Source organism: Cellulosimicrobium sp. BMG9.23, from assembly GCF_059159985.1.
In genome coordinates, this window is the sequence record NZ_JBZGBZ010000002.1 from 153706 (window position 1) to 177535 (window position 23830).

A 23830-nucleotide genomic window follows, 5' to 3' on the forward strand; every position below is an offset into this window, starting at 1 on the left:
GCCCGTCCCACGGCCCCGGCCCACGCGCGCACCGGACGCACCACCACCGGCGCGTCCGCTCAGAGGCCCCGCGTGCCGAACCGGTCGGGGACCCCTGCCACCGCTCCCCCTGCCGCGGCGGCCAGCTCGGCGCGCACCTCCGCGCGCAACTGCCCCTGGTTCGCAGGGTCGGGCGCCGCTCCGAGGAGGAGCTTCGTGTAGTCGTGCTGCGGGTCGAGGATGACCCGGTCCGACGGGCCCCGCTCGACGACCTTGCCGCGGAGCATCACGATGATCTCGTCGGAGAAGTGCCGCGCGGTCGCGAGGTCGTGCGTGATGTAGAGGACGCCGAGGTCCTCCTCGCGCTGCAGCCGCGCGAGGAGGTTGAGCACCCCGAGCCGGATGGACACGTCGAGCATCGACACCGGCTCGTCCGCGACGAGGAACCGCGCGCCGGGAGCGAGGGCGCGCGCGATCGCGACGCGCTGGCGCTGCCCGCCGGACATCTCGTGCGGCTGCTTGGCCGCGTAGACGTCGGCTGGGGTGAGGTTGACGCGTTCGAGCAGGTCGCGGACGTGACGCTCGACGTCGGCCCTCGACCGGGCGACCCCATGGATGCGCAGCGGCCGCTCGAGATGGTGCCCCACCGTGTGGAACGGGTTGAGCGACGCGAACGGGTCCTGGAAGACCATCTGGACCTGGTGCCGGTACCGGTCGAGGCCGCGGCCCCGGGTCGCGGACGGCTTCCCGTCGAGCAGGACCTCGCCCGAGCTCGGCGTCTCCAGCTGCGCGATCATGCGCGCGACGGTGGACTTGCCCGACCCGGACTCCCCGACGACCGCGATGGTCTTCCCCGGTTCGAGCGTGAACGACACGTCGTCCACCGCGCGCAGGGTCGACCGGCGGAACCCGCTGCGGACGCGGAAGTCCTTGACGAGGTGGCGGACCTCGAGCGTGCTCATGCGTGCCGCCCGTCCTGGTGCTCGCCCGTGCGCACGAACGCGCCGCGGTCGCCCGTGAGGCTCGGGAACGACCCGAGCAGCCTGCGCGTGTACGCGTGCTGCGGGCGTGCGTAGAGGTTCTCCGCGGTGTCCAGCTCGACGATCTCGCCCCGCAGCATGACGGCGATCCGGTCGCTGATCTCCAGGAGCAGGGGCAGGTCGTGGGTGATGAACACGACGGCGAACCCGAGCTGCTCGCGCAACCGCATGATCTCGCGCAGGATGCCGCGCTGGACCACGACGTCGAGCGCGGTCGTCGGCTCGTCCATGATCATGACCTGCGGGCTGAGCGCGAGCGCCATCGCGATCATGACGCGCTGGCGCATGCCGCCCGAGAGCTCGTGCGCGTAGGAGTCGAGCCGCCCGGGGTCCACGCCCACGAGGTCCAACAGCTCCGCGGCCCGCGCGGCCTTCTCGCGCTTGCGCATGCCCGGGCGGTGCGTCGTGAGCACGTCGTCGAGCTGCGCCCGCACGCTGATGACCGGGTTGAGCGAGTTCATCGCGCCCTGGAACACCATCGAGACCTTGTCCCAGCGGTAGGACCGCAGGGCGTCGCCCTGGAGCGCGACGACGTCGATGTCGCTGCCGCCCTGGTCGTGGAACGTCACCTCGCCCGAGGTGAGCAGCGCCGGCGCCTTGAGCAGCCGGTTGAGCCCGTACGCGAAGGTCGTCTTGCCGCAGCCCGACTCGCCCGCGAGCCCGAGGATCTCGCCGCGGTGCAGCGTGAGGGACACGTCCTTCACCGCATGGACGACGGGGCTCACCTCGTAGTCGATCGAGACGTGACGTGCGGTGAGGACCGGCTCCAGGCCGGCGACGTGGGTGTCGTGCCCGGGCGAGGTCAGCGGCCCGGTCGACGTCGTGGCGGTCATGCTCCGACCCTCTCCTTCTCGTCGGCGGTGCCTGCGGCGGGCGGAGGGCCGTCGTCGGTCCGACCGCGCCGGGTCACCGCGTCGTCGTCCCTGGCGTCGTCGTGGCCGGTCGCCCCGAGACCCGCCTTGCGGGCCTTCCGCACACTCTTCACGGCGGCGGGGGCGTTGCGCAGCTTGGGATTGATGATCTCGTCGATCGCGAAGTTCACGAGCGAGAGGCCGGCGCCGAAGACCGCGATCATGAGGCCCGGCGGGACGAACCACCACCACGCCCCGGCGCTCAGCGCGTTGCCGCCGTACGCGTCCATGATCATCGTCCCCCACGTGATCGAGCCGTTGGGCCCGAGCCCGATGAAGGACAGGCCCGCCTCTCCGAGGATCGCGAGGATGACCGCGCCGAGGAACTGCGCGGCGAGCAGCGGGAGCAGGTTCGGCATGATCTCGACGAGCACGATGCGGAGGGTCTTCTCGCCCGCGACGCGCGACGCCGCGACGTAGTCGCGCGTGCGCAGCGACCGCGCCTGCGAGCGCAGGATGACGGCGGACCCGGCCCAGCCCGTGATGCCGAGGATGAACGCGACGAGCCACAGGCTGCGGCTCTCGGCGTAGATGGCGATGACCATCATGAGCGGCAGGCCGGGGATCACGAGCATGACGTTCGTGCCGAGCGACAGGAACTCGTCCGTCCAGCCGCCGACGTACCCCGCGACGATCCCGAAGACGAGCGAGAGCGTGATCGCGATCCCGGCGGCGACGAGACCGACGAGCAGCGAGCCCTTCGCGCCGTGGGCGAGCTGGGCGAGGACGTCGTAGCCGAGCTTGGTGGTCCCGAGCAGGTGCTCGGCGCTCGGGGACTGCAGAGCCTCGTTGCCGGAGAATCGCGGGTCCTGCACGACGTACGGGGCGAGGAGCGCGAACAGCGTGATGCCGATCGTGATGACGAGACCGACGGCGAGCTTCACGGAGAACGACGGCAGGAGCTGGCGGAACCCGCGGCGTGCCGTCTGCTCCGTCGGTGTCGCGGTGCCGACGGCGCTCGTCTCGTCGAGAGGTACCGCCGGGCCGGCGTTCTTGGCGAGCTCCTGCTCGCGGATGTCGTCAGCCATTGTGCCGCGTCCTCGGGTCGATGAATCCGTAGACCAGGTCCATGAAGAAGGTCGCCACCAGCACGGTGAGCGTGATGACGAGGAACAGGCCCTGCATCAGGGCGAAGTCGTTGCCCTGGACGGCGGTGATCATGAGCTTGCCGAGGCCGGGGTAGGTGAACACCTGCTCCATGACGATCGCCCCGGTGACGACGAACGCGAGCGAGATGCCGAACCCCGCGATCGACGGGAGCGCCGCGTTGCGCGTGGCGTAGGTGAGCAGGATCCGGGACCGCCGCAGGCCCTTGGCCTCCGCCGTCGTGATGTAGTCCTCCGACAGCGTGGAGACCATCATGTTGCGCATCCCGAGCAGCCAGGCGCCGAACGACGAGAGCACCACCGTCAGCGCGGGCAGGAAGCCGTGATAGATCACCGAGCCGACGAACGCCCAGCTCAGCTCCGGGCCGTCGAACGTGAAGACGTCGTACCCGCCGATCCGGGGGAAGACCGGGTTCTCGACGGCGAACAGGTAGGCGAGGAGCAGCGCGACCCAGAAGTACGGCAGGGACTGCAGCAGCGTGGAGGCGGGGATGAGGTTGTCCACCCACGTGCCGCGCCGCCAGCCGATCCAGGCGCCGCCCACGATGCCGATGACGAACGAGATGATCGTCGCGATCCCGAGCAGACCGATCGACCACGGGAGCGCCGCCCCGATGAGCTCGGTGACCGGCGTGGGGAACTTCGTGACGGAGACGCCGAGGTCCCCGCGGAGGATGTTGCCCCAGTACGCGACGTACTGGTCCCACATCGACTGGTCGGTGTCTGCTCCGAGGAGGAGCCGGATGGTCTTCTCGACCCCGGGCGCGACCTCGCCGCTGCGTGCCATCTTGGCCAGCATGATGTCGGCGGGGTCGCCCGGCATGAGCCGGGGGATCAGGAAGTTCAGGGAGATGGCAGCCCACAGGGTGAACGCGTAGAACGCGATCCGCCGGACGTAGTACTTCATCGGGTGCTTCCCTCGCTCATCACGGCTCCTCCTCGGTGCGGTTCAGCGGAGCGTCACTCGGCGGGCTTCAGGTTGCCGAGGACGTAGCCCGCGGAGACGGAGCCCCACGACGGCGGGAAGGCGTAGAGGTCGTCCTCCGTGGGCCAGCCCGTGTAGTCCGTGTCGTTGAAGAACGTCTGCGTCGCGTTGATGACGAGCGGGATGTACGGCAGGTCGCGCGTGATCTCCGCCTGGATCGTGGCGTAGGCCTCCTTCTTCGCGGCCTCGTCGTTCGTCGCGGCGGCCGCCTGCACGGCCTCGTCGACGACGGGGTTGGCGTAGCGCGAGAAGTTCCACTCGCCCGGCTCGAGCTGCGTGCCGACGGCCTGCGTGTAGTCGCCCGAGAACCAGTCGCGGTAGATCTGGAAGGGGTCGGCGACGGAGGTGCCGATGACGCCGCCCATGATGAGCTGGTAGCTGCCGGACTGGCGCGAGTCGGAGAACTCCTGCCAGCTCACGGTGCTCGCCGTGACCGCGATGCCCGCGGCCCTGGCCTGCTCCTCGATGAGCTTGGCGGCGTCGTTGTAGTCGGTCCAGCCGTCGACCGAGGTCAGCGTCAGCTCGACCTTCTGGCCGTCCTTCGCGTAGATGCCGTCGTCGCCCTTGGTGTAGCCGGCGTCCTCGAGGATCTGCCCGGCCGCCTCGACGTCGGCCGTCTGCGGGCTCTCCTTCTCCACGTCCGGCGAGATCCACTGGTCGTCGCGGCCGAGGAGGGCGAACGTCGGGGAGATCGTCCCGGCGAGGCCGACGAACGCCTTGTCCGTGATCGTGCCGCGGTCGATGGCGAGGTCGAGCGCCTGGCGCACGGCGACGTCGGTCTGCGGGCCGGTGCAGCCGAGGTCCGCGTTGGCGCACGTGTAGAGCACGGTCGGGTCCTGCGGCGTGTTCACGTAGCCGCTGGGGCCGCCCGACGAGGCGACGCCCTCGGGGTCCGGGACGAACATGCCCGCCCAGTCGAGGTCGCCCGCCTTGAGCAGGTCCTCGGCGGACTGGTTCGCGTCGATGCCGAGGTAGCGGACCTCCTTGACGGCGGGCTTGCCGTCCTGCCAGTAGTCCTCGTTGGCGACGAGCGTGTAGGCCGCGTCCGAGGTCGTCTTGACGGTGTAGGGACCGGTGCCGACGGGCTCCTCGTTCGTGAAGGTCGTCATCTCCTCGGCCGACTTCTCCGACCAGACGTGCTCGGGGATCATCCACGAGGCGCCCAGGAGCGCGAACTCGTTGGTGTACTGCGGTCCGTCGAACGTGAGGACCACCGTCGTCTCGTCGGTCGCCTCGGCCGACGTGACGTAGGCGGGCTTCGACGCCTCGTTGGTGAACGAGAACACGACGTCGTCGACGGTGAAGTCCTCGCCGTCGTTCCAGGTCACGCCCTGCCGGATGGTCACCGTGAGCTGCGTGCCGTCCTCGTTCCACTCGAAAGACTCGCCGAGCATCGGCGTCGGCTCGCTCGCCTGGGCCTTGTTGTAGACGAAGAGCGTCTCGTATACCGGGCCGAGCGCGCCGTGCAGCACGGTCGGCGCGAAGGGGTTGAAGTTGGCGACGATCGGGGTCTGGGAGCCGGCCCACACGTTGAGCACCCGGCCCGCCGTCGCGCCGTCCTCGCCCTCGTCGTCCCCGCCGCTCGAGCAACCCGTCGCCAGGAGGGTCACGCCGGTCACGAGCGCAACCGCCGTGAGCAGACGCTTGCGCGCCGTGCTTGGAATCATCATCGGTCCTTTCGCGTGGACGACGCGTCGTCGCGTCGTTCGTCGTGCGCCCTGAGGCGTGTGCAGGAACACTAACTAATTCCCTCCAGCCGCTACCGTGATACGACAGGAAAGTTACCTAACTGATACACGGCCACACTGGACGTCCCGATCCGGCGGTCAGGGTGCGGTGCTCAGCCAGCCAGGGTCGCGGCGTCGAGCGCCGCGCGAGCGGCCGCCGCGACGGCCGGGTCCGTGACCTCGTACCCGGCGTCGCCGCCGCCTCCCGGGCCGGCGTCGTCGGCGACGAGCCCCTTCGCCGAGAGGTGCACGGCGTCGACGCCGACGCCGACGAGGGGCGTGACGTCCTCGACGCGCACTCCCCCGCCCGCCATCACCTGGACGGCTCCGCCGAGCGGCCCGCGCGCCCGGGCGGCGAGCTCGCCCAGCCGGTCCGCACCGTCGATGCTGCGCGGCGCTCCGCCCGAGGTCAGCACGCGGCGCACCCCGAGGCCCGCGAGGACGTCGAGCGCGAGCAGCTGGTCCGCGACGACGTCGAAGGCCCGGTGGAACGTCACCTCGGCGCCACCGGCCGCCGCGACGAGCGCGCGCACCGCGTTCCGGTCCACGTCGCCGTCCGGGGTGAGCGCCCCGACGACGACGCCGCTCGCCCCCGCCTCGACGGCCGCCCGGACGTCCCGCACCTGCAGGTCGATCTCGTCGGCCGAGTAGACGAACCCGCCGGGACGGGGCCGCACGAGCACGTGGACCTCCGGCCCGGACCCGCCGCCGGGACCGACGACGTCGCGCGACGCGTCCAGCGCCGCGGCGAGCAGACCCGCGCTCGGCGTCAGCCCGCCCGTCGCGCCGAGCCCGACGCAGAGCTCGACCCGGCGCGCGCCGACCGAGGCGGCGACGCGCACCCCCTGCGGGTCCTGGACCGCGAGCTCGAGCGCGACGTCGCGCCCGGCCCGGCCGGTGCTGCCCTCGTACCCGCTCGTCGTCACCCGTGCGCTCCCGTCGGCGTGCGGCCGGTCGGTGCGCGCCCCGCGCGCACACCCGACGTCCGGCCGCCCGCCAGGGTAGACGACGCGTCAGATGACCCCGAGCGCGATCATCGCGTCGGCGACCTTGGTGAACCCGGCGATGTTGGCGCCGAGCACGTAGTTGCCGGGCGCGCCGTACTCGTCGGCCGTCTCGACGCAGCGGTCGTGGATGCCCGCCATGATCTGCGCGAGCCGCTCCTCGGTGTGCTCGAAGGACCACGCGTCGCGCGACGCGTTCTGCTGCATCTCGAGCGCCGACGTCGCGACCCCGCCCGCGTTCGCGGCCTTGCCGGGCGCGAACAGCACGCCCGCGTCCTGCAGGAGCCCGACGGCCTGGGGCGTCGTCGGCATGTTCGCGCCCTCGGCGACCGCGACGACGCCGTGCGCGACGAGCTGCTTCGCGGCCCGCTCGTCGAGCTCGTTCTGCGTCGCGCACGGCAGCGCGACGTCCGTCGGGACGTCCCAGATCGAACCGTCCGTGACGAGGTGGGCACCCGGGCGCCGCGCGACGTAGTCCGCGACGCGCCCGCGCTCCACCTCCTTCACGTGGCGGAGCAGCGCGAGGTCGACGCCGAGCTCGTCGACGACGTAGCCGGAGGAGTCGGAGAACGCGACCACGCGCGCCCCGAGGTCCTGCGCCTTGGCGATCGCGTACGTCGCGACGTTCCCGGACCCCGACACCGTGACGCGCCGCCCGTCCAGGTCGCGCCCCGTCGTCGCGAGCATGCGCTCGGCGAACAGGACCGTGCCGTAGCCGGTCGCCTCGGTGCGCACGAGCGAGCCGCCCCAGCTGATCCCCTTGCCCGTGAGCACGCCGGACTCGTAGCGGTTCGTGATGCGCTTGTACTGCCCGAAGAGGTAGCCGATCTCCCGGCCGCCGACGCCCGTGTCGCCCGCGGGGACGTCCGTGTTCTCGCCGATGTGCCGGTACAGCTCCGTCATGAACGACTGGCAGAACCGCATCACCTCGCCCTCGGAGCGGCCGCGCGGGTCGAAGTCGGACCCGCCCTTGCCGCCGCCGATCGGCATCCCGGTGAGCGAGTTCTTGAAGACCTGCTCGAACCCGAGGAACTTCACGATGCCGAGGTACACGGACGGGTGGAAGCGCAGCCCGCCCTTGTACGGGCCGAGCGCGGAGTTGAACTCGACGCGGAAGCCGCGGTTGATGCGCACACGGCCCGCGTCGTCGACCCACGGCACGCGGAAGATGATCTGCCGCTCCGGCTCGCAGACCCGCTCGAGCACCGCGGCCTCGACGTAGCGCGGGTGCTTGAGGAGCACCGGGCCGAGCGAGTCGAAGACCTCGCGGACGGCCTGGTGGAACTCGGCCTCGCCGGGGTTGCGGCGCAGGACGTCGTCGTAGACGGACTGCAGGCGGCTGTCCATGGGTGCTCCTCGTCGGACGGGTGACGGAACCCTCGACGGTACGCCTGTACCAGTTGGGTCTCGGCACCCGTCCGCTCCGCGAAACGCCACCGACGGCAGGTCGGGGACCGCTCGACCCGACGAACCGGGCAGTCACCAGCTCCAGCCGCGGGCGCTCAGCTCGAGCTCCTCGCGGAACCGCTCCTCGTCCCCCGCCCGGAACCCGGCCTGCAGGGGCATGTCCTCGACGGGGAGTCCGGTGAGCCGGCATGCCTCGCGCAGGAGCGCGTCGTACGCGCCCTGGACCGCGAGGTAGTGGTGCGCGCGGGCGTAGACCTCGGGGTCCGCCTCGATGCGGCGCATCTCTGCCGCCAGCTCGCTGAGCCGGACCTGGAGACCCAGGGTCACGAGGGGGTCGGGCGCGACGACCCCCCGCCGACCGTGGCGCCGGGGCGGCCGGGGCCGGAGCGGGAGCGGACGGGGGTGCAGCGCGCGGAGCAGCACCCACCACACGGCGGCGATCGTGCACACCGTCGCGCACCAGAGCATGAGCTGCCACGTCATCGGAGCGGACCTCGTGAGCCCGTCCCGCGGGCCGTCCCGCGGGGCGTCGTAGGGACGTCCTCAGTCTACGGCGACGTCTCCCAGGGAGGCCATGTGACGGCGACCCGTCCCTCGGCACCCCGGCACCCCGCACCCGGACGCCCTGGCCCCTACGCTGTGCCGGACCGATCGTCCTGGAGGGGCCCCATTGAGCGCAGTGTTGCGACGTGTCGGCGCACCAAGGGCAGTTCTGCCCTCGTGACGATCGCCCTGTGGGTCGTGGTGCTCCCGGTCGGCTTCCTCCTGACCGCGTCCCAGCCCCTCCCCTCGGCGCGGTCGGCGTCCGCGCGCGCCGTCGCAGCAATTTGCACCCAGTGCAACGATGCACCTAGTGTCGTGAGGTGATCTCCGAGGCTCCCCCCGTCGACCGCCGCGCCGCGCTGCGGCAGCGTCACCGGCGAGCGATCGTCGACGCCGCCGCGGCGCTCCTCGAGGAGCGGGACGGCGCCCGGTTCACCGTCGACGAGCTGGCCGCACGGGCCGACGTCGCCCGCCGCACGGTCTTCAACCACTTCGCCTCCGTGGACGACGTCGTGGCCGAGGTCGGTGCGCGCGTGCTCGGCGAGGTCGCCGCGGACTTCGGTGCGAGCGCCACGGCACCCTGCGCGGACGAGCACGGCGCCTCGCTCTTCGACGAGCTCGCCGCGGTCCTGCGCGCGACCGACCTCGTCGGACCGATGGCCTACCTGACCCGGGTGCTCGGCAGCGAGGGCTGCGACGAGCCGTCGCCGCGCGTCACGACGATGGTCGCGCGCACGTTCACCGACCTCAGCGAGAGGTTCGTCGTCGACCTGACACGACGCCATCCCGACGCCGACCTGCTCGACGTGCAGCTCCTCGTCGCGTCGTTCATGAGCGGGCTCCTCGTGATCCACAGACACTGGTGGGAGGCCACGGGCGCCGCGGACGACGCCGCGTCCCGAGAGGTCTGGACCGGACTGCTCGACCACCTCGTGGAACGCGCGCGGCACGGGCACGCCGCGCCGTCGGACCGCTCCTCCTGACGCACCCCGCTCGACAGCCCACCGACCACCCGGACCACCTCCGCACCGTCCTGACCGCTCCCTCACGAAGGACCCTCATGGCTGAACTCCTCTACCGGCTCGGACGTGCGTGCGCGCGCCGGGCGCGGACCGTCCTCGCGGCCTGGCTCGCGATCCTCGTCCTCGCGGGCGCGGCGTTCGCCGCGTTCGGCGGCACCCTCGCGACCAGCTTCTCGATCCCCGGCACACCGACGGCGGAGGTCACCGAGCGCCTGCAGTCCGAGCTCCCGGAGGCCTCGGGCGGCAGCGGCACCATCGTCTTCCAGACGGAGGACGGCTCGGCGTTCACCGCCGAGCAGGAGGCGGAGATCGGCGACCTCATCGCCACGGCGGGCGACGTCGACGGCGTCGAGACCGTGATCGACCCGTTCGCGACGCAGACCGAGCTCGCCGACCAGGCCGCGCAGGTCGAGGACGGCCGCACGCAGATCGCCGACGGCCGCGAGCAGATCGAGGCCGGGCGGACGCAGCTCACGGACGGTCAGGCGCAGCTCGACGCCGCACGCGCCCAGCTCGACGCCGGACAGGCCCAGCTCGACGAGGCCCGCGCGCAGGCGGAGGCCGCCGGCATCGCCGACCAGGCCGCACCGCAGCTCGACGCGCAGCAGGCACAGCTCGACGCCGGGCGGGCCGAGCTCGACGCGCAGGCCGCGACGATCGCGGAGCAGCAGACCGCGCTGGAGGACCAGAGCGCCGAGCTCGAGGAGCAGGCCGCTCAGCTCGAGCTCTCGGCGCCGCTGCTCGAGATGGCGTCCGACATCCGCATGGTCTCCGAGGACGGCAGCGCCGCGGTCGCGAGCGTGTCGTTCACCGAGCCGAACATGAGCATCGAGCAGCAGACGAAGGACGACCTCGTCGCCGTCTTCACCGACGACCCGGTCGAGGGCGTGCAGACGGACTTCTCCGCCGACATCACCCAGGGCGTGCCACAGGTCTTCGGCGTCGGCGAGGCGATCGGCCTCGTCGTCGCGGCCGTCGTGCTCGTCGTCATGCTCGGCACGCTCGTGGGCGCGGGGCTGCCCATCCTCACCGCGCTCATCGGCGTCGGGATCGGTGCGCTCACCGCGATGTCGCTCTCCGGCGTCGTCGAGATGTCGTCCGTGACGCCGGTGCTCGGCCTCATGCTCGGTCTCGCCGTCGGGATCGACTACTCGCTGTTCATCGTCAACCGGCACCGCCGGCAGCTCAAGCAGGGCGACGACGTGAGCGAGTCCATCGGGCTGGCGAACGGCACGTCGGGCAACGCGGTCGTGTTCGCGGGCGCGACCGTGCTCATCGCGCTGCTCGCGCTCAACGTCACCGGCATCCCGTTCCTCGGGCTCATGGGCACCGTCGGCGCGCTGTGCGTCGCGATCGCCGTCCTCATCGCCGTCACCCTGACCCCGGCGCTGCTGGGCATGATCGGGATGCGCATCCTCAGCAAGCGCGAGCGTGCGCGTCTCGCCGAGGCGCCCACCTCCGGTGGTGCCACGGGCGCGTCGGTAGCCGCGGCGTCGGGCACGGACGGTGCGGGAACGGACGCGAGCGCGGTGGCCGCAGGCGGTTCGCCCGCCAGGCCGATCCGTCCGATGTCGACGGTGCGCGCCGTCGGGACCGCGCTGCTGAGCATCGCGGCGCTCGCCGTGGTCGCGCTGCCCGCGCTCGACCTGCGCACCAACCTGCCGGACGGCTCGTCCGAGGCGCACGACTCCACGCAGTACCGCGCCTACTCCACCATCGCCGAGCAGTTCGGCGAGGGCACGAACGGCCCGCTCCTCGTCGTCGCCGACCTCCCGGGCGAGCCCACGGAGGACGAGGCGCTCGAGTACCAGGTCCGCGTCGCGGAGGAGCTCTTCGCGCAGGACGACGTCGTGGCCGTGGCACCGATCGGCACGTCGGAGGACCGCACCGTCGCCGCGTTCCAGGTCGTCCCGGCCGAGGGACCGACGAGCGAGTCCACCGAGGAGCTCGTGCACAGCCTGCGCGACCTCGAGCTGCTCGACGGCGAGGTCACGATCGGCGTCGCCGGCTCCGCGAGCGGCAACATCGACATCTCCGACAAGCTCGCGCAGGCGCTGCCGATCTACCTCGCGGTCGTCGTGGGGCTGTCGCTGATCATCCTGGTCCTCGTCTTCCGGTCGATCTTCGTGCCGGTCGTCGCGACGCTCGGGTTCATCCTGTCCTACTTCGCCGCGCTCGGCGGGGTCGTCGCGATCTACCAGTGGGGCTGGCTGGCGGGGGTGTTCGACGTCGAGACGCCGGGGCCGATCCTCAACTTCCTGCCCACGATCCTCGTCGGCATCCTCTTCGGCCTGGCGATGGACTACCAGCTGTTCCTCGGGTCGGGGATGCGTGAGGCGTACGCGCACGGCGCCCCGGCGCGGATCGCGATCGTGCAGGGCGTCCGGGCCGGGCGGTCGGTCGTGACCGCCGCCGCGATCATCATGATCTCCGTGTTCGGCGGGTTCGTGTTCTCGCACAGCGCGATGATCCGGCCCATCGGCTTCGCGCTCGCGTTCGGTGTCCTCGTCGACGCGTTCGTCGTCCGCATGCTCCTCGTCCCGGCGCTCATGCACCTCGCCGGCGACAAGGCGTGGTGGCTGCCGCGCTGGCTCGACAAGATCCTGCCGGACGTCGACGTCGAGGGTGCGGCCCTCGAGCGCCGCCACCCGCACCACGTCGAGGCGCCGGAGCCGGAGCCTGCGAAGGGCTGACGCGGACCGCCCCGCCGAACCCCGGGTTACGCGCCGATCACCGCCCTGATCGCCGCGCAACCCGGGGTTCGGCACGTCATGGGACGGTCGGTGCCCCGAGACGGTCCGGGTTGCGGGACGGTCAGGGTTGCGGGACGTGGACCGTCGCGAGGATCGCGCGGTGGTCGCTGTCGGTGAGCCGCACGGAGCGGACGTCGGTCACGACGTTCTCCCGGTCCGTCACCACGTGGTCGAGATCGAGCAGCGCCGGCGTGCCGAGCCTGGCCGACCACGACAGATTGAGGCCTTGGCCGGCGCTGCGCGTCGCGTCGTGGAAGCGGTCACCGAGCAGGCTCCGGAACGACGCGTGGTCGTAGGTCGCGTTGAAGTCGCCGACGAGCACCTGGGGCAGCGGGTCGTCCTCGACCCGCGCCGTGAGCCGCAGCAGCTCCGCCTTCCACTGGTGCGTGATCTCGGGCAGCGGCGGCACGGGGTGCACGGCCGTGACGCGCACCGGGCGTCCGTCGACCTCGACGGTCGCCGCGGGCATGGCGAACGTCGAGAAGTCCGTGGTGTCGACGTCGTCGAGCGGCAGCGCGCTCCACAGCCCGCTCCCCGGCGAGCCGGTGCCGACCTTCGCGTCCACGTGGTGGGGCAGCAGGTCGTCGATGCCCGCGGCGACGAGCCGTTCGCGGAAGTCGGTCGTCAGCTCGACCACCGCGAGGACCTGCACGTCCTCGGCGCGCACGAGGTCGACCACCTGCCCGGCGTCGGCCTGGCCGAACCACGCGTTGACGCCGAGCACGCGCAACGGAGCAGCCCCGGCAGGGGGCGGGGGCTGCTCGGAGCTGAAGAACGGCGCGAGCCACACCGCGTGCCCGACGACGCACGCCGCGACGAGCACGGCGAGCAACCGGCGCCGCGCGACGAGCACGGTGACGAGCACCAGGACGGCGAGCGCCCCGACCCACGGCGTCATGCCGACGAGCTGCGCGAACGGCGTCGCGGCGTCGAACGGGACGAGGCGCAGGAGCGTCATGACGGCCACGACGACCGTCAGCGTCACCAGGACCGCCCCGAGCACCGGCCCACCGGGGCGGCGGCGCGTCGTGATCCGTGGCGTGCTCGTCGGTCCGGTGACGGCTACCCGCGGTGCGCGCTGCGCTGTCATGGCACCGGACTCTGGCACCCGGGACCTCGTGACGCGAGGCTCGGCGCGACGTCGGACCCCGACCTCCACGAAACCCGCGCACCGCAGTCGCCGAGATAGCGACGTACGGGCACAGAACCCAGGTTCTGGGCCCCGAACGTCGCTCTCTCGGCTGTACGTCGCTATCTCGCGGCGGGACGTCAGCCGAAGATGCGCGGGAGCGTCTCGCGGAACGCGGTGTTCGCCTCGGCCAGCGGGATCGTGAACAGGCCCTCGATCTCGAGCGTCTCGCCCGACTCGGCAGCCGCCGCGGGCTCGGTGCCCGTCTCGCCGATCTTCGCGATCGGCACGCCGCGCGCGACGCACGCGTCGACGAGCTTGCTCTCCTCACCCCGGGGAACCGCCACGAGCGCGCGCGCCGTCGACTCGGAGAACAGCGCCTCGAACGGCGTCACACCGTCGCGCTCGGTGATCGCCGCGAGCGACACGGTCGCGCCGACGCCGAACCGCAGCGACGCCTCGAGCAGGCACTGCACGAGCCCGCCCTCGGACAGGTCGTGCGCGGCGGAGACGAGGTCGTCGCGGCTCGCGTTGACGAGCACGCCGGCGAGCGCCTTCTCCGCGGCGAGGTCGACACGGGGCGGCACGCCGCCGAGGTGACCGTGCTCGACGTCGGCCCAGGCCGACCCGTCGAGCTCGCCGCGAGTGGCGCCGAGCAGGTAGATGCTCTCCCCCGCCTCGCGCCAGCCGGACGGCGTGGCGTGCGCGACGTCGTCGAGGACACCGAGCACTCCGACCACGGGCGTGGGGTGGATGGACGAGTCGATCTGGCCGGGCTCACCCGTCCCGTTGTAGAGCGAGACGTTGCCGCCGGTCACCGGGACACCGAGGTCGCGGCACGCGTCCGCGAGGCCCTCGATCGCCTCGACGAGCTGCCACATCGAGTCGGGGTCCTCGGGCGAGCCGAAGTTGAGGCAGTCGGTCACCGCGAGCGGGCGGGCGCCCGTCGTCGCGACGTTGCGGTACGCCTCGGCGAGGGCGAGCTGAGCGCCCGTGCGCGGGTCGAGCTTGGCGTAGCGGCCGTTCGCGTCCGTCGCGAGGGCGACGCCGAGCCCCGTGGTCTCGTCGACCCGGACCACGCCGGAGTCGTCGGGCTGCGCGAGCGCGGTGTTGCCCTGCACGAACCGGTCGTACTGGTCCGTCACCCACTCCTTGGACGCGAGGTTCGGGGAGGCGAGGAGGCGCAGCGCGGTGGCGCGCAGGTCGTCGCCGGACTCCGGGCGCGCGAGACGAGCTGCGCCGTCGGGCCCCGAGACCGAGTCGGCGTTGAGGCCGTCCTGCCACGACGGGCGCGCGTACGGGCGGTGGTACACCGGGCCCTCGTGCGCGACGGTCTTCGGGTCGACGTCGACGATGCGCTGCCCGTGGTGGTCGATGGTCAGGCGGCCGGAGCCGTTGACCTCGCCGATGACGGCGGTCTCGACGTCCCACTTGCCCGTGATCGCGAGGAACTCGTCCAGCTTGTCGGGGGCGACGACCGCCATCATGCGCTCCTGCGACTCCGACATGAGGATCTCGCCCGCGTTGAGCGTCGGGTCGCGCAGCAGGACGTCGTCGAGCCACACGTGCATCCCGCCGTCGCCGTTGGAGGCGAGCTCCGACGTCGCGCACGAGATGCCCGCGGCGCCGAGGTCCTGGATGCCCTCGACGACCTTCGCCGCGTAGAGCTCGAGGCAGCACTCGATGAGGACCTTCTCCATGAAGGGGTCGCCCACCTGGACGCTCGGGCGCTTCGCGGGGACGCCGTCCTCGAACGTCTCGGACGCGAGGATCGACGCGCCGCCGATGCCGTCGCCGCCCGTGCGCGCGCCGAACAGGATGACCTTGTTGCCCGTGCCGGAGGCGTTGGCCAGGTGGATGTCCTCGTGGCGCAGCACGCCGAGGCACAGCGCGTTGACGAGCGGGTTGCCCTGGTAGGAGCTGTCGAACACGAGCTCGCCGCCGATGTTCGGCAGGCCGAGCGAGTTGCCGTAGCCGCCGACGCCGGACACCACCCCGTGCACGACGCGCGCCGTGTCCGGGTGGTCGACCGCGCCGAAGCGGAGCTGGTCCATGACGGCGACAGGGCGCGCGCCCATCGAGATGATGTCGCGCACGATGCCGCCGACGCCCGTCGCGGCGCCCTGGTAGGGCTCGACGAACGACGGGTGGTTGTGCGACTCGACCTTGAACGTCACGGCCCAGCCGTCACCGATGTCGACGACGCCCGCGTTCTCGCCGATGCCGACGAGCAGGTGCTTCTTCATCTCGTCCGTCGTGGCCTTGCCGAACGTCGACAGGTGCACCTTGGACGACTTGTAGGAGCAGTGCTCGGACCACATGACGGAGTACATCGCGAGCTCCGCAGCCGTGGGGCGGCGCCCCAGGATGTCGCGGATGCGCTGGTACTCGTCGGGCTTGAGGCCGAGCTCGGCGTACGGCTGGACCTCGTCGGGAGAGTTCGAGGCGTGCTCGACTGTGTCCAACGTTGATCGAGCGGCGGGGCGTGCAGAAGCCTGGGATGCGGGGGCGGTCATCGGTTCCCTCGGGTGGGCGCTGGCGGGGAGCGCACGACGGCGCGCGCCCAGTCTACCGGCGGCCCACCTCGCCGTCGGCGCGGCCAGGTGGCGAGACCGGGCCGCGAGGCCGGACCGCGGGACCCGGCCCCGAGAGCCGTCGCTCGACGGGCGGCGCTCGTGTCGTCTCACGACATACCGCGCGGTCGGTACAGAACCTGGACGACGTCACGGGGGTGCGAGCGATGGAGATCCTCGGTGCCGTGCTCGAACGGTCGGGGGACCCGCTGCACGGTGCCGACCGACAGGTCAGACCGACCGTTCGGTATGCTGCGCGTGGGCCAAGCGCCCCAGGGCGTCCCGGTCGACCACCTTCGTACCGTCTCACCGGGATCACTCCGTCGAGGACGACGTCCGGAGGAACGGCTCCGCCGCCGCGAGCGCCACGGCGACGCCACCTATCGCGAGGCCTACGCGCGTGTGCGGCCACGGGACGCCGCGGGCCCGTAGCGCCTCTCCCCGGCCGTACACCCACCTCTCCCCCGCCACGACGAGCAGCACGCTCGCCGCCACCCCGCCGATCGCCCCCAGCGCGAGCACGGAGGGTGGCACGCCGAGCGACGAGCGGTCGTCGTCGGGCACGTACGCGTTGTCCAGGCGGTCAGCGGCACCCGGGAGCTCCGCACCCGGGAGCGCCGCCTCGCCGTCCGCGGCGGCCGGCGTCGCGCCGACGCCCGTCGCCACGTCGCGGAGCGAGCGCACGGCCTCCCGGGCCTCGCGCCCCTCGGCCGTCGACGTCACGGTGAGCACCGCGCCCGCGGTGCCGACCGCCGTCTTGAGCAGGGCCCGTGCCCAGCGCGGCCGCACGAGGTCGGGGACGGCATACCACGCGAGGGTCGTGACCCCCGCGATCGCCACCGTCGTCGGGTCGACGGCTCGTCGGGTGGTCGGCTCGTCGTGCGTCATCGGTCCCCTTCTGGTCGGCGTGCTCACGCCTGGGCAACGGCTCGCGGCGCCGACGGGTTCCTCGTGGCCGGGTTTGTCCGCCGAACCCTGGGTTGCTCCCCGATCCGGCCCCGGACGGGCGCACAACCCCGGGTTCGGCAGGGGGCGTCAGGGCACGACGGCGCGCAGCCGCTCCCGCAGGTACCGCACCGCGGGCGCGTCGGTCATCGTCGCGCGCCAGACGACGGTCACCGGGCGCGTCGGGACGGGCTCGCGCACGGGGACCGCGACGACGTCGGGCGGCAGCGCGCCCCGACCGAGCCGCGGGACGAGCGCTACCGCTAGCCCGTGCGCGACGAGCTCGACCTGCGACGCGAACTCCAGGCACCGGTAGTCGATCCGGGGGACGCGCGGCTCGCGCGCGAACATGTGGCAGAACCACTCGTAGCAGATGGTCCCGTCCGGGGTGCAGACCCAGGTCTCGTCGAGGAGGTCGGGTGGGGTCAGGGCCTCGCGGCCGGAGAGCGGGCTCGTGCGGTGCACGAGGACGTCCGCCTCGTCGCGGAACAGCTCCTCGCTGCGCAGGCTGGGCGGGAGCGAGATCCCGACGCCCTCCCAGTGGTGCACGAGGGCGAGGTCGAGCGTCCCGGCGGCGACCGCGGCGACCGCCTCCCACGGCTCGGCCTCCTGCACGACGAGCCGCAGGTCGGGCTCGTCCGCGCGCACCGCGGCGGCGAGCGGCGCGACGACGCCGCGCACCGCCGTCGAGAAGGTCCCGAGCCGCACGGTCCCGGTGGGCCGCGCGCCGGCGTCGTGCAGGCGGGAGCGCAGCGCCTCGACCTGCTCGCGCAGGACGCGCCCCTCGTCGACGACGCGCCGGCCCGCGGACGTGAGCACGACCCCGCGGCCCTCACGGTCGAGCAGCCGCACGCCGAGCTCGCGCTCGAGCCGCTTGACCTGCTGCGACACCGCCGACGGCGTGTAGCCGAGATCCCGGGCCGCGGCGTGCACGGTGCCCGTGCGCTCGACGGCGACGAGGGCGTCCACGGCGGCGAGATCGATCATGCGCCCACGCTATCGTGCAGCGCTGCTACCGGGAATGCGTCATGTCTATGCGCTGGACGTGCACGGTGGGACGGTTCAGGCTGGAGTCATGCCCCTGCGCCCGTCCCTCCTCGCGGTCCTCGTCGCCGTCATCTGGGGAGCCAACTTCGTCGTCATCGACCTCGGTCTCGGCGACCTGCCACCCACGCTGTTCGTCGCCCTGCGCTTCGTGGCGGTGCTCGTGCCGGCGATCTTCCTCGTGCCCCGCCCCTCCGCCCGCTGGCGCGACGTCCTGCTCGTCGGCCTCTTCATGAGCCTGGGCCAGTTCGGTCTGCTCTACACCGCCCTCGCGCTGGGCATGCCGCCGGGGCTCGCGTCGCTCGTCCTCCAGGCTCAGGTCGGGCTCACGGTGCTCTTCGCGGCGCTCGCGCTGCGCGAGGTGCCGACGCGCTGGCAGCTCGTCGGGGTCGTGGTCGGCGCAGCAGGGCTCGTGGTCGTCGGGCTGGGCCGCAGCTCGTCGACGCCGGCCCTCGCCTTCGTCCTCACGCTCGCCGCCGCGATGTCGTGGGCGGTCGGCAACGTCGTCCAGCGTCGGTCCGGGAGGGACAGTGGCTCGCGCTCGGGTGCGAGGACTGACGAGGTGGTGGGGGCGGCGTCGGATGCGAAGGGCGTAGAAGCCGCGCTCCTCGACGGACAGCCGGCCGACCGAGGTGACGGCGCGGCCAGCCCGAGCACCGACGTCGCCCCCACCGCCGGACCAGCCCCCACCGCGGGACCCGCCCCCACCGCCCGACCCGACCACCGGACCTCCCCGAGCCTCGACGGCCTGTCCATGACGGTGTGGTCGGCGCTCGTCGTCCCTGTCCCCCTGCTCGGGCTGGCGCTGTGGACCGACGGGCCGGACGCCGTCGGGCACGCGCTGACCCACCTCACGCTCGCCCCGCTGCTGTCGACCGCGTACACCGCGTGGCTCGCGAGCCTCGTCGGCTACGGGATCTGGAACGGCCTCCTCGCGCGCTACCCGGCGTCGGCAGTCGTGCCGTTCACGATGCTCGTCCCCGTCGTCGGGATGCTCGCGGCGTGGCTCGTCCTCGACGAGGTGCCGAACGTCGCGGAAGCGAGCGGCGGCGTCGTGCTGCTGCTCGGCGTCGCGATCACGACCGGGGTGCTGCGCCGCCGTCGGCCCGGCCGACTCCTCCCGCCCGCCGAACCCACCCCAGCTGCCGAACCCAGCCCAGCTGCCGAACCCACCCCAGCTGCCGAACCCCGGGTTGTGCGTCGATCCGGGGCCTGATCGACGCGCAACCCGGGGTTCGGCACCTCGCGGCGACCCGACACGCGCCCGCACGCGCTGACATTCCCTCGTCGGCGCGGTCGAATGGAGGTCAGGGACGCCGAGACGCGAGGGAGCCTCTCATGAGCCAGACCGCAGGGCAGACGGAGGCGCAGCGCGAGCAGCCGGAGCTGCGGCGGGTGATGGGGCCCAAGCTGCTGCTGCTGTTCATCGTCGGCGACATCCTCGGCACGGGCGTCTACGCCCTGACGGGCCAGGTCGCGGGCGAGGTCGGCGGCGCGGCGTGGCTGCCGTTCGCCCTCGCGTTCGTCGTCGCGACGATCACCGCGTTCTCCTACCTCGAGCTCGTCACGAAGTACCCGAGCGCCGCCGGCGCGGCGCTCTACACGCACAAGGCGTTCGGCATCCACCTGCTGACGTTCGTCGTCGCGTTCATGGTCATGAGCTCGGGCATCACGTCGGCGTCGACGGCGTCCAACGCGTTCGCCGGATTCGTGTCGGACGGCTTCGGGCTGGGCCTGGAGACGGGCGGGGCGGGGCGGCTGTGGATCGCGCTCGGCTTCATGGCGCTCGTCGCGCTCGTGAACTTCCGCGGCGTCGCGGAGAGCGTGCGGACGAACGTGGTGCTGTCCCTCGTCGAGCTGTCCGGTCTGCTGCTCGTGATCTTCGTCGGGCTGTGGGCGACGACGCAGGGCCGCGCCGACTTCTCCCGCGTGGTCGTGTTCGAGAGCTCCGACGACAAGAGCGTCTTCCTCGCCGTGACCGCGGCGACGACGCTCGCGTTCTTCGCGATGGTCGGGTTCGAGGACTCGGTGAACATGGCCGAGGAGTGCAAGAACCCCGTGCGCGACTTCCCGCGCATGATGCTCACGGGCCTGTCGATCACGGGCGTCATCTACGTGCTCGTCGCGATCACCGCGGTCGCGCTGGTCCCCGTCGGCAACCTCGTCGACGAGTCGAAGGGCTCGGCGCTCACCCAGGTCGTCGCGGCAGGTGCGCCGAACCTGCCGTTCGACACGATCTTCCCGTTCATCGGCATGTTCGCCGTCGCGAACTCCGCGCTCATCAACATGCTCATGGCGTCGCGCCTGCTCTACGGCATGGCGAACCAGGGGGTCCTGCCGCGCGCGTTCGGCCGCGTCGCGCCGACGCGTCGCACGCCCTGGGTGTCGATCCTCGTCACGACGGCCATCGCGTTCGCGCTCATCACGTACGTCGTGCGGCAGTCCGCCACGGAGGGCGGGGCGAACGCGATCGCGCTGCTCGGCGGGACCACGTCCCTGCTGCTGCTCGTCGTCTTCACGGTCGTCAACATCGCGCTGCTCGTCCTGCGTCGCGACCACGTCGACCACGCACACTTCCGCACGCGGACCTGGCTCGCGGTGCTCGGGGCGCTCACCTGCGCGTACCTCGCCGGTCCGTGGGCACGCAGCGCCGAGCAGCAGGAGCAGTACGTCATCGCGGGCGCGCTCGTGGCGCTGGGGGTCGTGCTGTCGTTCGTCACGTGGCTCTACAACCGCGCGGTGCGGCACCGGCAGATCCAGTTCTCCGACGTCTCGCGCCTGGAGGACGACATCGACGAGAAGTGAGCCGCGGGGACGAGGAACGCCTATCGTTCGCGACATGGCTCGACCGACGGACGATGCGACCCCAAGTGCCCGCCGCGCGCCGCACGTCGGCCCCACCGACGTCCTCGCGTTCCTCTGCGAGCTCGCTCTGATCGTGCTGCTCGCCGTCGCCGGGTGGCGTCTCGGGACCTCGACCGGTCTCGCGACACCGTTCCCCGTGCTGCTCGGCGTGCTCCTCGTGCTCGCGCTCCCCGCGGCGGCGATCGCGGTGTGGGGCCGCTGGCTCGCGCCGCGCGCCACCCGCCGCCTGTCGCAGCCCTGGCGCCTCGACGCCCAGGTCGCGATGTTCGTCGCGGCCGGTCTCGTCGTCGCCGCCGCAGGGCTCGTCTGGTGGGGCGTCGGCCTCGCCCTCGTCGGCACGACGGCGTTCGCCCTCACCCGGGACCGCTGACGCCCACCGCCGGGGTCGGTTCCCCGTTCGCGGGCCCCTGGCTCAGCGCACGACGTCGTAGGTGAGCCGCAGCGCGCCGGTCTCGGTCGGCACGGTGTTCGTGAGCCGCCAGCTCGACGGTGGCAGGGCGTCGTCGAACAGCAGGTCGCCGCCGCCCGACACCTCCGGGCACAGCAGCAGGCTCAGGCGGTCGAGCTGCCCGGCCGCGACGAGCCGGCGCACGACCGATGCGCTCGACATGACCCACACGTCCCCGCCGGGCTCCTCGCGGAGTCGCGCCACGACGTCGGCCGGGTCCTCGCTCGTGACACGCGTGCTCGACCAGTCGGCGCCCGTGAGCGTGCGGGACACCACGACCTTCTCGACGTCGTTCAACCAGCGCGAGAACTCGCGGCTGCGCGGGTCAGCGCCCTCGTCGTCCGCGACCGCCGGCCAGTAGCCGCCGAAACCCTCGTAGTTCCTGCGACCGAGCACGACGGTCGTGCTGGTCCTCATGAGGTCCAGCAGAAGGCCGAACGCGGCGTCGCTCACGGCGTGCCGGCCCACCCAGCCCATGTCGTGGTCACCGCCGGGACCGTTGATGCGCCCGTCCAAGGAGACGGAGATGTTGCCGACGACGGTACGGGACTTCTCGACCATGCTGCGTCCTCCAGATCTCGGGTGTCCGCACGGTAGACGTCCTGCGCGTCAGGACTCATCGGTCGACGCGCGCTCCGGTGCGCCGCGCAGGCAGGATGGGGCCATGCAGATCCGCGTCGCCGCCTACGCCGTGATCGTCCGCGACGACGGTCGGATGCTCCTCCCGCGCTGGAGCGCCGGTGACCGGACCGGCTGGACGCTGCCGGGCGGCGGGATCGACCCCGGCGAGCATCCCGAGGACGCTGCCGTGCGCGAGGTGCGCGAGGAGACGGGGTACGACGTCGAGCTCGACGGGCTGCTCGGCGTCGACAGCATCGTCGTCGCTGCCTCCGACCGGCTCCGGCCGGAGGACCGGGACCACGCCATGCAGGGAATCCGCATCGTGTACCGCGCGCACGTCGTCGGCGGCGAGCTGACCGTCGAGCAGGACGGGAGCACCGACGACGTCGCCTGGTTCACGCCCGACGAGGTCGACGCGCTCGACCGCGCCGAGCTCGTCGACGTCGCCCGGCGGTGGGTCGGGCTCGTCCCCACGACGTCCGTGACGCACCCGTCGTGACGCCCCGCGCCGCATGACATCGCCGCCCTCACGCGCCCGACGCGCGGTGCTCGCGCTCACCGCAGCGCTCACCGGAGCGCTCGCCGTGGGCGCGACGAGCGCGTGCACGGCCGAGGCTCCCGCCGAACCGGTCACCGCGACGACGCAGACCGGCACCGCAGCGCCCGACGCCGACGCCCCGACCCCGCAGGAGCGGCCTTCCGCGTCCGTCGCCACGGCTCGCGCCACCTCGGGCGACGTGATCGTGGACGTCGAGGTGCAGCGCCCCGCGGACGCCCCGGGACCCGGCACGGGCGGCGATCCGGGGGCCGTCCAGGTCGGCACGGACGACGACGGCGCGGCGACGCTGACCGTCACGCTCGGCCCAACGGTCGGCACCGAGCCCGCGGTCCTCGCGCTCGCGACGCCCGGGACGTTCACCGCGAACGCCGACGGGACGGTCACCGTGCTGGCCACGGACGGCACGCCCGTCGGCGGGCTGACCCGGCCGACCGCCGCCCCGGCGGAGTCTGCGCCAGGCCCCGGGGACGGCCTCGACGACGGCCTCGACGATCCGGGGGCGACGCCGCGCGCCCGGCTCGTCGTGACCGACCCGACCCGGGTCGAGGTGACGGTCGACGCGGCGGACGCTGCGCCGTCGGGCACGACCGGGCCCGGGGCCACAGGATCCGGGAGCGACCCGCGTGTCACCGTGACGACGACGCTCGGCACCGACGCCCTGCGGACCACGAGCTGGGGCGAGCGCGAGGGCGGACGGTCGCTCGCCGTCGACCCGACCGAGTGGGCGCGCGCCGGAGGCACGGCGGCGCAGGACGTCCTGTGGGCGGCGCTCGTCGCCGCCGAGCCCGAGGCGGACACGCCCGGCATGCACGACCAGCTCGTGTGCCACGCGCTCGGCGCCCCGGACAAGGCGACGTGGAACCTCGAGCCGTGGCGGCCCGACGTCGGACTGCTCGCCACGGCGGCGGCCCGCTGCAACCCGACCTGACCCCCGAGTACGACGTCGCCGAGAACGTCCTCGCGCGCCGTCGAGCACGACCTGGGGGCCGCGATGCGCCGCAGAACGACCGTCAGGTCGTGCTCGGCACAGAGAGCGGCCCGGGCGTCGCGACGGCTGGTGGTCGTCACGACGCCCGGGCCGAGGCCTCGACCGGCGGTACCGCTCCGCCGAGCTCGTCGAGGCCTGGGGGCGCTCCGGGCGTACGCGTCCGGGTCGACGCGGTGCCCGG

20 protein-coding genes are annotated in these 23830 nt (G+C 72.7%); 7 read left to right on the plus strand and 13 right to left on the minus strand.

All coding sequences use genetic code 11. The annotated features are described in order from the left end of the window. Window positions 1–59: 59 nt before the first annotated feature. From AC4H2G_RS02790 to AC4H2G_RS02825, 8 genes are all read right to left on the minus strand, one after another. The gene (locus AC4H2G_RS02790) at window positions 60–941 is read right to left on the minus strand and encodes an ABC transporter ATP-binding protein (RefSeq protein ID WP_494364232.1); all 882 of its coding nucleotides are present in this window, start codon (window positions 939–941) and stop codon (window positions 60–62) included. Further along, window positions 938–1852: an ABC transporter ATP-binding protein gene (locus AC4H2G_RS02795; RefSeq protein WP_494364233.1), complete on the minus strand. Its 915-nt coding sequence runs from the start codon at window positions 1850–1852 to the stop codon at window positions 938–940. The genes AC4H2G_RS02790 and AC4H2G_RS02795 overlap by 4 nt, the downstream gene beginning before the upstream one ends. Beyond that, a complete protein-coding gene (locus tag AC4H2G_RS02800) occupies window positions 1849–2958 on the minus strand; it encodes an ABC transporter permease (protein ID WP_494364234.1) in 1110 nt (369 codons plus the stop codon). Before AC4H2G_RS02800 ends, AC4H2G_RS02795 begins: the two co-directional genes overlap by 4 nt. Beyond that, on the minus strand, window positions 2951–3943 hold the full coding sequence (locus tag AC4H2G_RS02805; RefSeq protein ID WP_494364235.1) for an ABC transporter permease: 993 nt from the start codon (window positions 3941–3943) through the stop codon (window positions 2951–2953). Before AC4H2G_RS02805 ends, AC4H2G_RS02800 begins: the two co-directional genes overlap by 8 nt. Window positions 3944–3996: 53 nt before the next feature. After that, window positions 3997–5688 (minus strand): ABC transporter substrate-binding protein, encoded by a 1692-nt coding sequence (locus AC4H2G_RS02810; protein ID WP_494364236.1) that lies wholly within the window; start codon window positions 5686–5688, stop codon window positions 3997–3999. Window positions 5689–5861: 173 nt separating this feature from the next. Beyond that, complete coding sequence (locus tag AC4H2G_RS02815; RefSeq protein WP_494364237.1) at window positions 5862–6674, minus strand: copper homeostasis protein CutC; 813 nt, start codon at window positions 6672–6674, stop codon at window positions 5862–5864. Window positions 6675–6761: 87 nt separating this feature from the next. Then, window positions 6762–8099 carry an NADP-specific glutamate dehydrogenase gene (gene gdhA, locus AC4H2G_RS02820; protein WP_494364238.1) on the minus strand — a complete coding sequence of 446 codons (1338 nt, stop codon included), beginning with the start codon at window positions 8097–8099 and terminating at the stop codon, window positions 6762–6764. A gap of 132 nt (window positions 8100–8231) precedes the next feature. Then, window positions 8232–8642, minus strand: a complete 411-nt coding sequence (locus AC4H2G_RS02825; RefSeq protein ID WP_494364239.1) for a hypothetical protein — start codon at window positions 8640–8642, stop codon at window positions 8232–8234. A 380-nt stretch (window positions 8643–9022) separates the two neighbouring features. On the opposite strand from AC4H2G_RS02825, the gene AC4H2G_RS02830 reads away from it, so the two are divergent. Together AC4H2G_RS02830 and AC4H2G_RS02835 are read left to right on the plus strand one after the other, a co-directional pair. Beyond that, on the plus strand, window positions 9023–9685 hold the full coding sequence (locus AC4H2G_RS02830) for a TetR/AcrR family transcriptional regulator (RefSeq protein WP_494364240.1): 663 nt from the start codon (window positions 9023–9025) through the stop codon (window positions 9683–9685). 77 nt (window positions 9686–9762) lie between these two features. Further along, window positions 9763–12417, plus strand: a complete 2655-nt coding sequence (locus AC4H2G_RS02835; RefSeq protein ID WP_494364241.1) for an MMPL family transporter — start codon at window positions 9763–9765, stop codon at window positions 12415–12417. Window positions 12418–12538: 121 nt separating this feature from the next. On the opposite strand, the gene AC4H2G_RS02840 is transcribed toward AC4H2G_RS02835, so the two are convergent. The 4 genes from AC4H2G_RS02840 to AC4H2G_RS02855 form a co-directional block, all read right to left on the minus strand. Continuing rightward, on the minus strand, window positions 12539–13567 hold the full coding sequence (locus AC4H2G_RS02840; RefSeq protein WP_494364242.1) for an endonuclease/exonuclease/phosphatase family protein: 1029 nt from the start codon (window positions 13565–13567) through the stop codon (window positions 12539–12541). 179 nt (window positions 13568–13746) lie between these two features. After that, a complete protein-coding gene (gene purL / locus AC4H2G_RS02845) occupies window positions 13747–16122 on the minus strand; it encodes a phosphoribosylformylglycinamidine synthase subunit PurL (protein ID WP_494364243.1) in 2376 nt (791 codons plus the stop codon). Between the two features lie 372 nt (window positions 16123–16494). After that, window positions 16495–17067, minus strand: coding sequence for a hypothetical protein (locus AC4H2G_RS02850; protein ID WP_494364244.1), 573 nt, complete (start codon window positions 17065–17067; stop codon window positions 16495–16497). Between the two features lie 147 nt (window positions 17068–17214). Further along, window positions 17215–18111: a LysR family transcriptional regulator gene (locus AC4H2G_RS02855; RefSeq protein WP_494364245.1), complete on the minus strand. Its 897-nt coding sequence runs from the start codon at window positions 18109–18111 to the stop codon at window positions 17215–17217. 88 nt (window positions 18112–18199) lie between these two features. Here AC4H2G_RS02855 and AC4H2G_RS02860 point away from each other — a divergent pair, with 88 nt between their 5' ends. The 3 genes from AC4H2G_RS02860 to AC4H2G_RS02870 all read left to right on the plus strand — a co-directional run bounded on the left by AC4H2G_RS02860 (window position 18200) and on the right by AC4H2G_RS02870 (window position 21403). Beyond that, window positions 18200–19384, plus strand: a complete 1185-nt coding sequence (locus AC4H2G_RS02860; RefSeq protein ID WP_494364246.1) for an EamA family transporter — start codon at window positions 18200–18202, stop codon at window positions 19382–19384. A gap of 122 nt (window positions 19385–19506) precedes the next feature. Further along, the gene (locus AC4H2G_RS02865; RefSeq protein WP_494364247.1) at window positions 19507–20973 is read left to right on the plus strand and encodes an APC family permease; all 1467 of its coding nucleotides are present in this window, start codon (window positions 19507–19509) and stop codon (window positions 20971–20973) included. 34 nt (window positions 20974–21007) lie between these two features. Beyond that, window positions 21008–21403, plus strand: coding sequence for a YrdB family protein (locus AC4H2G_RS02870; RefSeq protein ID WP_494364248.1), 396 nt, complete (start codon window positions 21008–21010; stop codon window positions 21401–21403). Between the two features lie 42 nt (window positions 21404–21445). Here AC4H2G_RS02870 and AC4H2G_RS02875 read toward each other — a convergent pair whose 3' ends face one another. Further along, window positions 21446–22042 carry a dihydrofolate reductase family protein gene (locus tag AC4H2G_RS02875; protein WP_494364249.1) on the minus strand — a complete coding sequence of 199 codons (597 nt, stop codon included), beginning with the start codon at window positions 22040–22042 and terminating at the stop codon, window positions 21446–21448. 103 nt (window positions 22043–22145) lie between these two features. Here AC4H2G_RS02875 and AC4H2G_RS02880 point away from each other — a divergent pair, with 103 nt between their 5' ends. Together AC4H2G_RS02880 and AC4H2G_RS02885 are read left to right on the plus strand one after the other, a co-directional pair. Continuing rightward, a complete protein-coding gene (locus tag AC4H2G_RS02880) occupies window positions 22146–22601 on the plus strand; it encodes an NUDIX hydrolase (RefSeq protein WP_494364250.1) in 456 nt (151 codons plus the stop codon). 13 nt (window positions 22602–22614) lie between these two features. Beyond that, window positions 22615–23589, plus strand: a complete 975-nt coding sequence (locus AC4H2G_RS02885) for a DUF2599 domain-containing protein (RefSeq protein WP_494364251.1) — start codon at window positions 22615–22617, stop codon at window positions 23587–23589. The last annotated feature ends 241 nt before the right edge of the window (window positions 23590–23830 follow it).